This window comes from Pseudomonas sp. LBUM1652 (assembly GCF_059716105.1).
Window position 1 is genome coordinate 5,738,532 of sequence record NZ_CP166804.1, and the last position, 14,618, is coordinate 5,753,149.

Consider the following 14,618-nt stretch of genomic DNA (forward strand, 5'->3'; position numbering starts at 1 on the left):
GGGCCTATAGCTCAGTTGGTTAGAGCAGAGGACTCATAATCCTTTGGTCCACGGTTCAAGTCCGTGTGGGCCCACCAAATTGAAAGCCGCGCTTAATGCGCGGCTTTTTCTTGGGTGATGGTTTGGTACGGTTTGACTTCGCAGGACGACTTCCGCGAAGGCTGTAGGCAAGTTCCGAAGCTGTGGTTTGAGGCGGTTTGGAGCTTGTTGGGCTTTTCTTTGACGGGATACTCTCAAGACGTCGCTGCTCATCAGCGGCCGGGCTTGGAAACCCGATGAAATCGAAACCGACAGCATCCAGACTTGTGATCAAAGTTATGGCGGCTGTGCGTGGGACGTCCTCGGACGTGCCGGTTTCATTGGTTCGGTTTCCCGGTTTCCAACCTGCGCACAGCTGTCACCCATATCAATGGAAGAGATGGTGGCGGCTCCTCATACCAGGAGTAAGACTATGACTGAAACAAAACTGCCCCACCCTTCAGACCTGACAACAATCGGCCTCACCCCCTTCATCTACTGCTCCAACCAACCCCTCTTCCATGTCAGCGCCGGCGTCCCGATTGGCGATGCCCTGTCTCAAGCCTCCGACCTGCTGTTTCTGGTCAAAGCCTTCGCTGAAGACGCCGCCTACGACAAAAAAACCGACCGTTATGCCTGGGGCGCTTATTTCCTCACGGCGATGAGCAAAGCGGTAATTGATGATGTGGTGAAGGTCATTAGCTATCCAAAACAAACTTCATCGAAATAAGCCGAGTATCCGCGTAGCTTTTTCGAGTTTGCTCGTCGTCGATTCACTCTCGCTGTGGGTATATTTTCGGAAGATAACCCCGGGTTCTGTAGGAGTTTTCCGAAGCTATGTTTTCATTCAGTTTTCTACCTTGTTGGTTTTTAATCCGAAGAAGTAACCTCCGGACGCCGTTATTCGCCCGGGATTACTTTCATGATTGTGACTGCAGCGCCACTGATAAAGGAAGCGGCTGGCCAGCAGACATGGATCGACCTTGCTTTACCCGATCTGCGAACGCTGGCCAGGGAGCTTCGCTCAGCCGCAATCGATGAGATAAAAAGAGCTGAAGACGCAGACGGAGCCCTGAAAATTCTCTTGGCTTACTTTGGTTTCGTCGACGAGGCATTACTGGCTATCACCATCCTCACACCCATCGGAAACATTGCGGTCAGGAGAGACAAGCTCGCCCATATTGTCGAAAAACGCCCAGACTCTCGAGAGCGGTATGTCCGACATGCTATCGATACGCTAACTGGACCTTTCGAAGTTTGGCGAATTCTTTACGATAACGGCGAATATCGGTTGGCATTCATCAACGCCTACGAGGCAAAAAATGACATGCTCGTCGTGGTCGATGTCAGAAACGGACATGTTCTCTGGAACTTCATGCATGCGCCGGCCAGAGCAATGAACAAGCATCGCCAAGGCAAACTTTTATACAAGCGATACGTTCTTGAAGACAAAGAAAAAGGGCAGCTATGAGGCTGCCCTTGAGTATTTGAATCCTGATATTGGCATCCTCAGGAAATGGGATGAAGAGGTCTCACCTTACACCGATGTTGCAGCATCGCTGAGGTACCTACGTCTGCTAAAGCCCTGCAAGGCAGCAGATTTCGCGCTCTTGTCGGTATTTTTGATAAAGACACCTGGCAAGTCAACCCATTTTTGGATTGCATGTATTCAAGGCATTTGGAGCGGGCGAAAAAATTCTTGAGGGTTACAAAACCATTCGATTATCCGCTCGCAAGCGATTCACTGGTTGAGCCTGTAACATGCCAAGTCTGAGACCCGCGCCCCATGGAGCACCCCTTGCCAGACATCCGCCCACCCGCGCTTGACGAAATCGACCGCCAGTTGATCGCCGCCCTGCAAATCAACGCCCGCGAAAGCGTGGCCATGCTCGCCCGGCAGTTGGGCATCGCCCGCACCACCGTGACGTCGCGGCTTGCACGGCTGGAAAAGGCCAAAGTGATCACCGGTTATGGCGTGCGTTTGGGGCAACGCGTGGTTGATGGCGGGTTGCAGGCGTATGTCGGGATCAAGGTGCAGCCGCGTTCTGGCAAAGAGGTGTTGCGCCGCTTGAGTGCGATGGCGCAGGTGCAGCAGTTGTGTGCGGTGAGTGGCGAGTTTGACTATGTGGCGTGGTTACGTACCGATTCGCCAGAGCAACTGGATCAGTTGCTGGATCAGATCGGGAGTGTGGATGGGGTGGAGAAGACGACGACTTCGATCATCCTGAGCAGCAAGATTGATCGGGGACAGCCGGTTTGATCACACGTGGCTGAGAGGGCCTCATCGCCAGCAGGCTGGCTCCTACAGTGATCGAAATGAAGCCATGAATCGTCACTTTGATCAAAATAATGGCAAAACGACGACACTTTGCGTCTTATTAACGTGTTCTACGCTCCCTAGAATGGCTGGCATCTTTTCCTATACTCAGACGCGTATTCCGCGTCGGGTCGCCAGCAAGGTCAGCCATGAACAAGAACAATCGCCATCCTGCAGACGGTAAGAAGCCAATCACCATTTTTGGCCCGGACTTCCCGTTCGGCTTTGACGACTGGATCGAACACCCGGCCGGTCTCGGCAGCATTCCTGAACATAATCATGGTGCCGAAGTGGCGATTGTCGGCGCAGGCATTGCCGGACTTGTCGCCGCCTACGAACTGATGAAGCTTGGCTTGAAACCGGTGGTGTACGAGGCTTCCAAACTCGGTGGCCGTCTGCGTTCCCAGGCATTCAACGGCACAGACGGTATCGTCGCTGAACTCGGCGGCATGCGTTTCCCGGTATCGTCCACCGCGTTTTATCACTACGTCGACAAACTCGGACTCGAAACCAAGCCCTTCCCCAACCCGTTGACGCCGGCCTCCGGCAGCACCGTGATCGATCTGGAAGGCAAAACCCATTACGCACAGAAACTGGCGGATCTTCCTGCACTGTTTCAGGAAGTGGCTGACGCCTGGGCAGACGCACTGGAAGCTGGCTCGCAGTTCGCGGATATCCAGCAAGCCATCCGCGATCGCGATGTACCGCGCCTGAAAGAGCTGTGGAACACCCTCGTGCCGCTGTGGGACGACCGCACGTTCTACGATTTCGTCGCCACTTCCAAAGCCTTCGCCAAACTGTCGTTCCATCACCGCGAAGTGTTCGGTCAGGTGGGGTTCGGCACCGGCGGCTGGGACTCTGACTTCCCCAACTCAATGCTGGAAATCTTCCGCGTAGTGATGACCAACTGCGACGATCATCAGCACCTGGTGGTCGGCGGCGTGGAACAAGTGCCGCAAGGCATTTGGCGTCATGTGCCGGAACGCTGCGTGCACTGGCCAGAAGGCACCAGCCTGAAATCCCTGCACCGTGGCGCGCCGCGCTCCGGGGTGAAGAAAATCGCCCACGCCCCCGATGGCCGCTTCGCCGTCACCGACAACAACGGTGACACCCGCGAATACGCCGCCGTGCTGACCACTTGCCAGAGCTGGCTGCTGACCACGCAGATCGAATGCGACGAAACCCTGTTCTCGCAAAAGATGTGGATGGCGCTGGACCGTACTCGCTACATGCAATCGTCGAAAACTTTCGTGATGGTCGACCGGCCGTTCTGGAAGGACAAGGATCCGGAAACCGGCCGCGACCTGATGAGCATGACCCTCACCGATCGCCTGACCCGTGGCACCTATCTGTTCGACAACGGCGACGACAAGCCGGGGGTGATCTGCCTGTCGTACTCGTGGATGAGCGATGCGTTGAAGATGCTCCCGCACCCGGTGGAAAAACGCGTGGAACTGGCGTTGAACGCGTTGAAGAAGATCTACCCGAAAGTCGACATCGCCGCGCGGATCATCGGCGATCCGATCACCGTCTCGTGGGAAGCCGACCCGCACTTCCTCGGTGCGTTCAAGGGCGCCCTGCCCGGCCACTATCGCTACAACCAGCGGATGTACGCGCACTTCATGCAGGACGACATGCCCGCTGAGCAACGCGGGATTTTCATCGCCGGCGACGACGTGTCGTGGACGCCGGCGTGGGTTGAGGGCGCGGTGCAGACGTCGCTCAACGCGGTGTGGGGGATCATGAAACATTTCGGCGGTTCTACACATAAAGAGAACCCGGGCCCGGGTGATGTGTTCAAAGACATCGGCCCTATCGCCCTGCCCGAGTAAGAGGAATCCCTGATGCGTGTAGCCCTTTACCAATGTCCGCCGCTGCCACTGGACCCCGCCGCCAACCTGCAACGCCTGCATCAGTTGGCGATGGAGGCCAAGGGCGCCGACCTGCTGGTGCTGCCGGAAATGTTCATGACCGGCTACAACATCGGCGCCGAGGCGGTCAGCACTTTGGCCGAGGTTTACAACGGTGAATGGGCTCAGCAGATCGGCCGGATCGCCAAGTCTGCCGGCCTGGCGATTGTTTACGGATACCCCGAGCGTACTGCTGACGGGCAGATCTACAACGCCGTGCAGTTGATCGACTCGCACGGCGAACGCCTGTGCAATTACCGCAAGACGCATCTGTTCGGCGATCTGGATCGGTCGATGTTCAGCCCCGGCGAAGACGCATTTCCCGTGGTTGAACTCAATGGCTGGAAGCTCGGTTTCCTGATCTGCTACGACCTGGAATTCCCGGAAAACACCCGACGTCTGGCCCTGGCAGGCGCCGAGCTGATTCTGGTGCCGACGGCGAACATGATCCCGTTCGATTTCGTCGCTGACGTCACCGTCCGCTCACGCGCCTTCGAAAACCAATGCTACGTGGCCTACGCCAACTACTGCGGCCATGAAGGCGATATCCACTATTGCGGGCAAAGCAGTATCGCTGCGCCGGACGGCAGCCGTATTGCTCAGGCCGGACTGGATGAAGCGCTGATCGTCGGCGAGCTCGATCGGCAGTTGATGGTCGACTCCCGTGCAGCTAATCGCTACCTCAGCGACCGTCGCCCCGAGCTTTACGGCGCGCTGAACAAGCGCTAATCCGCTAGCATTGGCACTTCACTGTTCTGGAAGTGCCCATGCCCGCGCCGACCCACCCTCGTCCCCACACTGAAACCCTGGCCAATGGCTTGCGCGTGACCCTGCGTCATGTACCGGAACTCAAGCGCAGCGCCGCCGCCTTACGGGTGGCCGCTGGCAGCCATGATGTGCCGTTGGCGTGGCCGGGGCTGGCGCACTTCCTCGAGCATTTGCTGTTTCTCGGTACTGAGCGTTTTCCTGCGAATGAAGGGCTGATGGCCTACGTGCAGCGTCATGGCGGGCAGGTGAATGCCAGCACTCGGGAGCGCACCACGGACTTTTTCTTTGAGTTGCCGACGCAGTCTTTCGGTGCAGGGCTTGAACGTCTGTCGGACATGCTCGCCAACCCGCGTATGAATCCGGACGATCAGTTGCGGGAACGGGAAGTGTTGCAGGCGGAATTCGTCGCCTGGTCGCAAGATCCGACGGCTCAGCGGCAGTTTGCGTTGTACGAGGGATTGTCGGCGGAACATCCGTTGCGCGGTTTTCACGCTGGGAACCGCGACACGCTGCAAGTCGAGCAACCGTCGTTTCAGCTGGCGCTGACAGATTTCCATCAGCGCTTCTATCGCACCGCGCAAATGACCCTGAGCCTGGTTGGGCCGCAGCGTGTTGAAGAGTTGCGCAGCTTGGCAGAGCAATTTGCTGCGATGCTGCCGGTTGGGGATAAAACGCCGCAGGCAGCCACCTCGCCATTGGCGGTGAAAAGTTATCAACAGGTCGGCGAGCAGTACTGCAATCTGTTGTTTGCCTTCGACGCGTTGCCCGACGCCTCTGCCGAGGCAATGGCGTTTCTCTGTCATTGGCTCAACAGCGCCAAACCGGGTGGTTTGCTCGCGTACTTACAGGCCGGAAATCTGGCCGACAGCTTGAAAGCAGCGCCGCTGTATCACTTCTCCCGGCAAGCCTTGTTGCATCTGCAGTTCAGCGCGCCTGCCGGATCGTTGAGCGCGATTGGCGAACAAGTGCGCGATTGGCTGAGTTTCTTTGCACGGCAGGATTGGGCGCCGCTGCGTAAGGAATACGCAGCCCTGCTTCAGCGTCAGCAGCAAGTCAGCGGCGCGTTGCAGCTGGCGCGTATCGATATCGAACGGCTCGAAAGTGGCCTGACCGACGCCGGCGTGTCGGCCCTCAAGCAAATCCTTGGTGAAATCGGCACTGTGGATAACTTCAGCAGCCACTGGCGCCTGCCTGAAGCCAATCCGTTCTTGCGTGCGAATGAACCACTGGCCAACGCCGGATTGATCCGTGGCCAGACCAGCGCCCACCGTGGGTTGCGCACGTTTGCTCAGGATCGTTCGCGCGGCCGTCGCGAACACTCGCCCATGCAGTTCAGTCAGGCATTGCCGGACAACGGTGATGAAGGCGCGATTTATCTGCGCTGGCAATTGGAGGCAGCAGCCAATGCTGACCTGCAAGCGCAACTGCATCGCAGCCTTCGGGAAACTCAGGACGACGCACGTCAGGCCGGGGTCGAGTTGTCGCTCGGCACAACCGGCAATCAATGGCTGCTGAAACTCACCGGCCTGCAAGAGCCGATACCCATCGTCCTGGAGCACGCGCTGAAATGTCTGACGCAAATTGACGCCGATGCCGTGCGAGGCGAGCCAGAAACGCCGTTGATGCCGATCCGCCAGTTGCTCAAGGCGCTGCCGGTACATTGTTTGGCCTCAACGCCAACTTGCGCCGATGCCAAACATCTGTGGACAACTTCCCGCTGGGATGGCCTGGCGCTAGGCCTCAGCGCGCAAACCCAATCTGCCATGGGGCTGGCCCTGAGCCGTATTCCTGGCATCCCTGATAATCAATTGCCTGCTCCGTCGACCATCAACGGCCAACACCTGTGGAGCCACATCGACACCGCGTCCAGCGAACACTCGCTGCTGCTGTTCTGCCCGACCGCCAGCCGCGAAATCGCCGACGAAGCTGCATGGCGCCTGCTGGCGCAACTGTGCCAGACGCCGTTCTATCAGCGCCTGCGCGTCGAATTGCAGTTGGGTTACGCGGTGTTCAGTGGTGTGCGGCAAATGCACGGGCAGACCGGGTTGCTGTTCGGCGTGCAATCGCCAACAGCCACACCGGAAGCATTGCTCGGGCAAATTCAGCAATTCCTCCAAGGCATTCCGGCGCTGATTGAAACCCTGGATGACGCCAGTCTCAGCCAACAACACCAATCGCTAATCGATCAGTTCAATGACACAAATCTGTCGACCAAAGACTCCGCCGAACTGCTGTGGCAGGCCAGACTCGCGGACCATTCGTCGGATTATCTGCCGCAATTGTTCGCCGCGATTGGCCAACTGGATCGTCCGGCATTGCTGGCAGCCGCACAGCGCTTAAACAACGCCGAAGGTGGCTGGCTCTGCCTTGCCAGCGACGCTATGCCCGGCGAACCATGGCAAGCGGCAAACTGATCATTACTCAGGCTGCAAGGAGCTTTCTCAAAGATTCACAGGCAATCGTGTTGAAATTTTGAGTAACATAGCCGCCTAACTATTTGGAACATCCCTGCGCTGCCGTGGACTATACCTATGGACAGCGCTATCCCACCCACCCGAAGGAGACACCCTATGTCCTGGACAAAACCGGCTTACACCGACCTGCGTATCGGCTTCGAAGTCACCATGTACTTCGCCAGCCGCTGAGTTCTGCCCACGCAGACTTGCAGTGCAACGCCTCGGCTCGCCGGGGCGTTTTATTTTCAGCGTTGAAATGATGGAGCGTTCATGTTCGTCCAGATTCTGGGTTCGGCCGCCGGTGGCGGTTTTCCGCAGTGGAATTGCAACTGCGTCAATTGCGCCGGTTTTCGCGACGGCAGCCTGAATGCCAAGGCCCGCACTCAATCGTCCATCGCGATTTCCGATGACGGCGTGAACTGGGTGCTGTGCAACGCCTCGCCAGACATCCGCGCGCAACTGCAGAACTTCGCTCCGATGCAACCGGGCCGTGCGCTGCGCGATACCGGTATCAGCGCGATCATCCTGATGGATAGCCAGATCGACCACACCACGGGCCTGCTCAGCCTGCGCGAAGGCTGCCCGCATCAGGTCTGGTGCACGGACATGGTTCACGAAGACCTGAGCACCGGTTTCCCGCTGTTCACCATGCTCAAACACTGGAACGGTGGGCTGGACTGGAACCGTATCGAACTCGATCAAAGCTTCACCGTCGCTGCGTGCCCGAACCTGCGTTTCACTCCCCTGCCATTGCGCAGTGCCGCGCCGCCGTACTCGCCGCACCGCTTCGATCCGCATCCGGGCGACAACATCGGCCTGATCGTCGAAGACCTGAGTACCGGCGGCAAGCTGTTCTATGCGCCGGGCCTGGGCAAGGTGGACGCGCCACTGCTGGAAATCATGGCCGGCAGCGATTGCGTGCTGGTGGACGGCACAATGTGGGACGACGATGAAATGCAGCGCCGTGGCGTCGGCACTCGCACCGGTCGCGAGATGGGCCATCTGGCGCAGAACGGCCCTGGCGGCATGCTCGAAGTGCTGGAACAGCTTCCCGAGCAACGCAAGGTGCTTATCCACATCAACAACACCAACCCGATCCTCGACGAGGATTCGCCGGAGCGCGCAGAACTGGCGCGGCGTGATGTTGAAGTGGCGTATGACGGCATGAGTATTGTGCTGTAAGCCTTTGAGACCCCCTTCGCGAGCAGGCTCGCTCCCACATTGGAATGCGATCAACCTGTGGGAGCGAGCCTGCTCGCGAAGAGGCCAGTGCAAACAAAAAAGATTTCTAGGGTTGTTCCCCGGAGAACCGCAATGACCGACCAACCGATGTCCCCCGCAGAATTCGAAGCGGCCCTGCGCGCCAAAGGCGCCTACTACCACATCCATCACCCGTACCACGTGGCGATGTATCAGGGCCGCGCAACCCGCGAACAGATTCAGGGCTGGGTCGCCAACCGCTTCTACTATCAGGTGAACATTCCCCTGAAAGACGCGGCGATCCTCGCCAACTGCCCGGATCGCGAAATCCGTCGCGAGTGGATTCAGCGCTTGCTCGACCACGACGGCGCCCCGGGTGAAGACGGCGGCATCGAAGCCTGGCTGCGCCTGGGTCAAGCGGTCGGCCTCGACCCGGATCAATTGCGCTCCCAGGAACTGGTGCTGCCCGGCGTACGCTTCGCCGTCGATGCCTACGTCAACTTCGCCCGCCGCGCCAGTTGGCAGGAAGCTGCCAGCAGCTCGTTGACCGAACTGTTCGCGCCGCAGATCCACCAGTCGCGCCTCGATAGCTGGCCGCAGCATTACCCGTGGATCGACCCGGCCGGTTACGAATATTTCCGCACCCGCCTCGGTCAGGCGCGCCGCGATGTCGAGCATGGCTTGGCGATCACGCTGGAGCACTACAAGACGCGCGATGGCCAGGAGCGCATGCTGGAAATTCTCCAGTTCAAACTGGACATCCTTTGGAGCATGCTCGACGCCATGAGCATGGCCTACGAGCTGAACCGCCCTCCGTACCACAGCGTGACCGAACAACGGGTCTGGCATAAAGGAATCACCTTATGAGTTTCGATCGCAGCAAGTCCCCGACCTGGCGTACCGGCTACCGTTACCAGTACGAACCGGCGCAAAAAGGCCACGTGCTGCTGTACCCCGAAGGCATGATCAAACTCAACGAAAGCGCTGCGCTGATCGGCGGTTTGATCGACGGTGAGCGCGATGTCGCGGCGATCATTGCCGAACTCGACAAACAGTTCCCCGGCGTGCCTGAACTCGGTGAAGACATCGAGCAATTCATGGAGGTTGCCCGTGCGCAGCACTGGATCGAACTTGCCTGATTCATCGGAAAAAGTGCCGCCCAAGCCTGAGGTCGGCCTGCCGCTGTGGTTGCTCGCCGAGCTGACTTACCGCTGCCCGCTGCAATGCCCGTACTGCTCCAATCCACTGGATTTTGCCGAGCAGGGCAAAGAGCTGAGCACCGAGCAGTGGATCAAGGTATTCCGCGAGGCGCGAGAGATGGGCGCGGCGCAACTGGGCTTTTCCGGTGGTGAGCCGCTGGTGCGCCAGGATCTTGCCGAGCTGATTGCTGAAGCTCGCAAACTGGGCTTCTACACCAACCTGATCACCTCGGGCATCGGCCTCACCGAACAGAAAATCAGCGACTTCAAGAAGGCTGGTCTCGATCACATCCAGATCAGTTTTCAGGCCAGTGACGAGCAAGTGAACAACCTGCTCGCCGGCTCGAAAAAGGCTTTCGCGCAGAAGCTGGAAATGGCCCGTGCGGTGAAGGCCCACGGCTATCCGATGGTGCTCAACTTCGTCACTCATCGGCACAACATCGACAAGATCGACCGCATCATCGAGCTGTGCATTGCGCTCGAGGCGGATTTCGTCGAACTCGCCACCTGCCAGTTCTACGGCTGGGCGCAGCTCAACCGAGTCGGTCTGTTGCCGACCAAGGAACAGCTGGTGCGCGCCGAACGCATCACCAACGAATACCGCGCCAAACTGGAAGCCGAAGGGCATCCGTGCAAGCTGATTTTCGTCACCCCGGACTACTACGAAGAACGCCCGAAAGCCTGCATGAACGGCTGGGGCAGCATCTTTCTGACAGTCACCCCGGACGGCACTGCCCTGCCCTGTCATGGCGCCCGACAGCTGCCCGTGCAATTTCCCAACGTGCGCGACCACAGCATGCAGCACATCTGGTACGACTCGTTCGGCTTCAACCGCTTTCGCGGTTACGACTGGATGCCCGAGCCTTGCCGCTCCTGCGACGAGAAAGAAAAGGACTTCGGCGGCTGTCGCTGCCAGGCGTTCATGCTCACGGGGGACGCGAGCAACGCTGACCCGGTGTGCAGCAAATCCGAACAGCACGGCGTGATTCTCAAGGCCCGCGAGGAAGCCGAACACGCTACTCAAACCATCGAACAACTGGCCTTCCGTAATGAACGAAACTCACGCCTCATCGCTAAAGGCTGAGCCTTTCAGCGCCGCTCAAGCCGTCGCCGCCGGGATGGATTTCGCCGAACTGCAGCTCGGTGCCAACGGTTTGTTCTGGAATGAATATCGTCCCGAAGATGCCGCGTGCCGGATCTGGCACTGGCGTGACGGCGTGGCGAAATGTCTGACGCCGGCCGGTTTCAGCGTGCGCAGTCGGGTGTACGAATATGGCGGTGGCGCGTTTTGTCTGACGCCTGACGGGGTAGTTTTCGTCGGCGAGGCGGATCAGCAACTGTATCGGCAAACGCTGGATGGCGAGCCTGAGGCGCTGACGTCGGGCGAGTGCCGTTATGGCGATCTGCATTTTGCCGATGGCCAGGTGTTGGCGGTTGAGGAACAACACGACACGCATCGGCTGGTGGCGATTGATCTGGCTGACGGCAAGCGTCATCTGCTGGCCGAAGGGGCGGACTTTTACGCCGCACCGACGGTAAGTCCTGATGGCCAGCGTCTGGCGTGGATCGAGTGGAGCCGCCCGCATCAGCCCTGGACGTCGACTCGGTTGATGGTGGCCGAAGGTGATTTTTCGGCGCCCCGTTGCGTGGCGGGCGAACAATTTGAGGAATCCATTCAACAGCCGCGTTTCGATGCTGAAGGCCGTTTGTATTGTCTGACCGATCGTGGCGGATTCTGGCAACCGTGGATTGATACATCGAATGGCCTTCAGCCTTTGCCAAGTGCTGAAGCCGATCATGGACCCGCGCCTTGGCAGCTAGGCGGTTGCACCTGGCTGCCCGTTGGTGAGTCTTACCTGGCCAGTTGGAGCGAGGGTGGTTTTGGGCGTTTGGCGCTCGACGGCGAAGACTTTACCGGCGACTACAGCCGCTTTCGTCATCTGGCACTGGATCAGCAATTCATCTATTGCATCGCCGCGTCGCCGATCAGTCCTTCAGCGGTGATCGCCATTGATCGCGTATCCCGCGCAGTCAAAGTGCTGGCCGGCGGTGTTGCACCGTTGCCCGCCGAACGCATCAGCCGCCCGCAAACCCTGCGTTACCCCAGCGTTGCGGGCGAGGCCCACGGGTTCTTTTATCCGGCCATGAGCGGCGAGGCGAAACCGCCGCTGGTGGTGTTCATTCATGGCGGCCCGACTTCAGCCTGCTACCCGATGCTCGACCCGCGCATCCAGTACTGGACGCAACGCGGCTTCGCCGTGGCCGACCTCAACTATCGCGGCAGCAGCGGTTATGGCCGCGACTATCGACAGGCGTTGCATTTGAGCTGGGGTGACGTCGACGTCGAAGATGCCTGCGCGGTGGTGGCGTATCTCGCCGAGCGTGGCATGGTCGATGGTGATCGCGCATTTATTCGGGGCGGCAGCGCGGGCGGTTACACGACGCTGTGCGCCCTGGCGTTCCATCAGGTGTTTCGTGCGGGCGCCAGCCTTTATGGCGTCAGCGATCCGGTGGCCCTTGCCCGAGCCACGCACAAGTTTGAAGGCGACTACCTCGACTGGCTGATCGGCGATCCCGAGCAAGACGCCGAACGTTACGCCGCTCGCACTCCGCTATTGCACGCGAGCAATATTCGCGTGCCGGTGATTTTCTTTCAGGGTGAACTGGATGCCGTCGTCGTACCGCAACAGACCCGCGACATGGTCACGGCGCTGGAGCAGAACGGCATTCCGGTCGAGGCGCATTACTACGCCGATGAACGCCACGGCTTCCGCCGCGCGGTGAATCAGGCGCATGCGCTGGAACAGGAGTGGTTGTTTTATCGGCGGGTGATGGGGCTAACGTTGACACAGAATTAGCGGTGTCCCGTTCGCGAGCAGGCTCGCTCCCACAGGGGATTTGTGAACGACACAGATCCAGTGTGGGAGCGAGCCTGCTCGCGAAGGCAATCTATCTGGCGCTGCAGAACTCAACGCTTGGCGATGATGTACACCGCATGCACGATCCCCGGAATGTAGCCACACAACGTCAGCAGAATGTTCAGCCAAAACGCCCCGCCGAACCCGACCTGCAGAAACACACCCAGTGGCGGCAACAGAATGGCGATGATGATACGAATGAAATCCATGGGTCAGCTCCTGATTGGGGGTTGGCTCACTTGAGCCATACAAGCTAATCGACATTTGCCGTTCGTCAGGGTTCAGTGCTATCGCCATTTGTTCGCCACTACCCCACACAAAAAAACGCCCCACGCCAAAAGAATCAGGCGTGGGGCGTGCGTTATACCGCGAGACGGTTCTTCAATTCGGGTGGGACGTTTCGGATCAGACGGCAATCCCTTTACGGCATTGCAGTTGCGCAGTGCGCACGCGGGAAAAGGCACGGGCCAGACGCAGGAGCATTTCATCGATATTGGTTTTGCTGACGGTGAGTGCCGGGGTGAAACGCAGGCAGTTGGCTTGCGGGGCGTTGAGCAGCAGGCCTTCGTGCAGTGCGGCATTGATGACAGCAACTGCAGAGTCGTCTGACAGGCTCAGTCCCCAGAACAGACCTTGACCGCGCAGTTCACCGTGGCCGTAACGGTGGGCCAATCGCGCCAGACCTTCGCACAGGTGCTGGCCGTTTTCTCTAACCTGTTCGAGAAAAGTCCGGTCCTGCACGCTGTCGAGCACCACCAACCCTGCAGCTGTCATCAGCGCATTGCCATGATGGGTGCCACCCAGTTCGCCGGCGTCGAAACAACACGCCTTGCCTCGCGCCAGCAGCGCCGCCAATGGCACGCCACCTCCGAGACCTTTGCCGAGCACGACGATATCGGCGTGTACACCGTAGGCCTGTTCCGCGAGCAAGGTGCCGCATCGCCCGATGCCGGTCTGCACTTCATCGAGGATCAACAGGATGCCCAGCTCACGGCACAAACGCTCGACGCCTTTGAGGTAATGCTCGGTGGCGGGAATGACGCCGGCATCGCTCTGGATCGGTTCAAGCATGATCGCTACGGTTTGCGCATCCACTGCAGCATGCATTGCCGGCAAATCGTTGAATGGCACCAGATCGAAGCCAGGCAACAACGGCGCGAAGCGGTTGGGCAGGTTCGCACTGTCCGACGCCGAGATCGTCGCCAGACTACGGCCGTGGCAGCCCTGCTTCGCAACGATGATCCGCGAGGCGCCGCCGCGATGCAGTTGACCCCACTTGCGCGCCAGTTTGATCGCCGCTTCACAGGCTTCGCTGCCGCTGTTGAGCAGATAAGCCTGATCGCTGGAGGTGCTCGCACACAGGCGTTCGGCGAGGCTGAGCATGCCGCGATTGTGCAGATTGAAACCCGGATTGATCAGCGCCTGGGCCTGACTGGCGATGGCTTTGACCAGCGCCGACGGACTGTGACCGAGGCTGTTGGCGCCGCCGGCCTGAGAGAAGTCGAGATAAGCGCGGTCGTTGCTGTCCCACAATCAGGAACCCTGCCCACGAACGAAGACCTGTTGCGGCCGCTCGACGCTGGGCATCAGCCGCTCGGCGTTCAGGCTGTCACCAGCAGCAGGCTGATCGGCCTCGAAAGCGAGGTCATCCAGACTCGGCACCGGGCGGCGCAAACTGAACAGATTCATTGGAAAAAACCTCGTTTGAGGTTTTTTGAACTGCCTATGCAAACACTGTCGAAGCAAACGCTATTCATCGCGCTCTCTGGCCCTGTAAGCCTTGTGATTGCGGTTAGACTAGGCGCACTGACGGCTCCGGGCCATTTCGATTT

The 14,618-nt window shown here is 59.1% G+C and carries 13 protein-coding genes, 1 tRNA gene and 1 pseudogene; 13 read left to right on the forward strand and 2 right to left on the reverse strand.

The genetic code is table 11. The features are described from left to right. The 13 genes from ACA069_RS25970 (at position 1) to ACA069_RS26030 (ending at position 12,726) form a co-directional block, all read left to right on the forward strand. A tRNA-Ile gene (locus ACA069_RS25970) sits at positions 1-77 on the forward strand. A 374-nt stretch (positions 78-451) separates the two neighbouring features. Beyond that, positions 452-748: a DUF3077 domain-containing protein gene (locus ACA069_RS25975; RefSeq protein ID WP_497615470.1), complete on the forward strand. Its 297-nt coding sequence runs from the start codon at positions 452-454 to the stop codon at positions 746-748. Between the two features lie 192 nt (positions 749-940). Continuing rightward, positions 941-1,489 (forward strand): PBECR2 nuclease fold domain-containing protein, encoded by a 549-nt coding sequence (locus tag ACA069_RS25980; RefSeq protein WP_187680846.1) that lies wholly within the window; start codon positions 941-943, stop codon positions 1,487-1,489. A 327-nt stretch (positions 1,490-1,816) separates the two neighbouring features. Next, the gene (locus ACA069_RS25985) at positions 1,817-2,278 is read left to right on the forward strand and encodes an Lrp/AsnC family transcriptional regulator (RefSeq protein WP_187680847.1); all 462 of its coding nucleotides are present in this window, start codon (positions 1,817-1,819) and stop codon (positions 2,276-2,278) included. Between the two features lie 206 nt (positions 2,279-2,484). Beyond that, on the forward strand, positions 2,485-4,167 hold the full coding sequence (locus ACA069_RS25990; protein WP_187680848.1) for a flavin monoamine oxidase family protein: 1,683 nt from the start codon (positions 2,485-2,487) through the stop codon (positions 4,165-4,167). Positions 4,168-4,179: 12 nt separating this feature from the next. After that, positions 4,180-4,974 (forward strand): carbon-nitrogen hydrolase family protein, encoded by a 795-nt coding sequence (locus ACA069_RS25995; protein WP_401268128.1) that lies wholly within the window; start codon positions 4,180-4,182, stop codon positions 4,972-4,974. Positions 4,975-5,012: 38 nt separating this feature from the next. Next, positions 5,013-7,427: a pyrroloquinoline quinone biosynthesis protein PqqF gene (gene pqqF / locus ACA069_RS26000; protein ID WP_497615471.1), complete on the forward strand. Its 2,415-nt coding sequence runs from the start codon at positions 5,013-5,015 to the stop codon at positions 7,425-7,427. A 156-nt stretch (positions 7,428-7,583) separates the two neighbouring features. Next, positions 7,584-7,658, forward strand: a complete 75-nt coding sequence (pqqA, locus tag ACA069_RS26005; RefSeq protein WP_003422658.1) for a pyrroloquinoline quinone precursor peptide PqqA — start codon at positions 7,584-7,586, stop codon at positions 7,656-7,658. An 81-nt stretch (positions 7,659-7,739) separates the two neighbouring features. Beyond that, the gene (pqqB, locus tag ACA069_RS26010) at positions 7,740-8,651 is read left to right on the forward strand and encodes a pyrroloquinoline quinone biosynthesis protein PqqB (RefSeq protein WP_497615472.1); all 912 of its coding nucleotides are present in this window, start codon (positions 7,740-7,742) and stop codon (positions 8,649-8,651) included. Between the two features lie 132 nt (positions 8,652-8,783). Continuing rightward, on the forward strand, positions 8,784-9,536 hold the full coding sequence (pqqC, locus tag ACA069_RS26015; protein ID WP_497615473.1) for a pyrroloquinoline-quinone synthase PqqC: 753 nt from the start codon (positions 8,784-8,786) through the stop codon (positions 9,534-9,536). Then, positions 9,533-9,808 carry a pyrroloquinoline quinone biosynthesis peptide chaperone PqqD gene (gene pqqD / locus ACA069_RS26020; RefSeq protein ID WP_497615474.1) on the forward strand — a complete coding sequence of 92 codons (276 nt, stop codon included), beginning with the start codon at positions 9,533-9,535 and terminating at the stop codon, positions 9,806-9,808. The genes pqqC and pqqD overlap by 4 nt, the downstream gene beginning before the upstream one ends. Then, positions 9,780-10,952 (forward strand): pyrroloquinoline quinone biosynthesis protein PqqE, encoded by a 1,173-nt coding sequence (gene pqqE, locus ACA069_RS26025; protein WP_497615475.1) that lies wholly within the window; start codon positions 9,780-9,782, stop codon positions 10,950-10,952. The genes pqqD and pqqE overlap by 29 nt, the downstream gene beginning before the upstream one ends. Then, on the forward strand, positions 10,918-12,726 hold the full coding sequence (locus ACA069_RS26030) for a S9 family peptidase (protein ID WP_497615476.1): 1,809 nt from the start codon (positions 10,918-10,920) through the stop codon (positions 12,724-12,726). Before pqqE ends, ACA069_RS26030 begins: the two co-directional genes overlap by 35 nt. A 110-nt stretch (positions 12,727-12,836) precedes the next feature. On the opposite strand, the gene ACA069_RS26035 is transcribed toward ACA069_RS26030, so the two are convergent. Both ACA069_RS26035 and ACA069_RS26040 read right to left on the reverse strand, forming a co-directional pair. Further along, positions 12,837-12,995: a YqaE/Pmp3 family membrane protein gene (locus tag ACA069_RS26035; RefSeq protein WP_003228885.1), complete on the reverse strand. Its 159-nt coding sequence runs from the start codon at positions 12,993-12,995 to the stop codon at positions 12,837-12,839. Between the two features lie 196 nt (positions 12,996-13,191). Then, a pseudogene (locus ACA069_RS26040) lies at positions 13,192-14,475 on the reverse strand (aspartate aminotransferase family protein). Positions 14,476-14,618: the final 143 nt, after the last annotated feature.

Excerpts from the sequence above, each read along its gene's own strand:
- pqqD (WP_497615474.1), top strand. The coding sequence starts at position 9,533 with ATGAGTTTCGATCGCAGCAAGTCCCCGACCTGGCGTACCGGCTACCGT.
- ACA069_RS25975 (WP_497615470.1), top strand. The coding sequence starts at position 452 with ATGACTGAAACAAAACTGCCCCACCCTTCAGACCTGACAACAATCGGC.
- ACA069_RS26030 (WP_497615476.1), top strand. The coding sequence starts at position 10,918 with ATGAACGAAACTCACGCCTCATCGCTAAAGGCTGAGCCTTTCAGCGCC.
- pqqB (WP_497615472.1), top strand. The coding sequence starts at position 7,740 with ATGTTCGTCCAGATTCTGGGTTCGGCCGCCGGTGGCGGTTTTCCGCAG.
- ACA069_RS25990 (WP_187680848.1), top strand. The coding sequence starts at position 2,485 with ATGAACAAGAACAATCGCCATCCTGCAGACGGTAAGAAGCCAATCACC.
- ACA069_RS25980 (WP_187680846.1), top strand. The coding sequence starts at position 941 with ATGATTGTGACTGCAGCGCCACTGATAAAGGAAGCGGCTGGCCAGCAG.
- ACA069_RS26035 (WP_003228885.1), bottom strand. The coding sequence starts at position 12,995 with ATGGATTTCATTCGTATCATCATCGCCATTCTGTTGCCGCCACTGGGT.
- ACA069_RS25995 (WP_401268128.1), top strand. The coding sequence starts at position 4,180 with ATGCGTGTAGCCCTTTACCAATGTCCGCCGCTGCCACTGGACCCCGCC.
- pqqF (WP_497615471.1), top strand. The coding sequence starts at position 5,013 with ATGCCCGCGCCGACCCACCCTCGTCCCCACACTGAAACCCTGGCCAAT.
- pqqC (WP_497615473.1), top strand. The coding sequence starts at position 8,784 with ATGACCGACCAACCGATGTCCCCCGCAGAATTCGAAGCGGCCCTGCGC.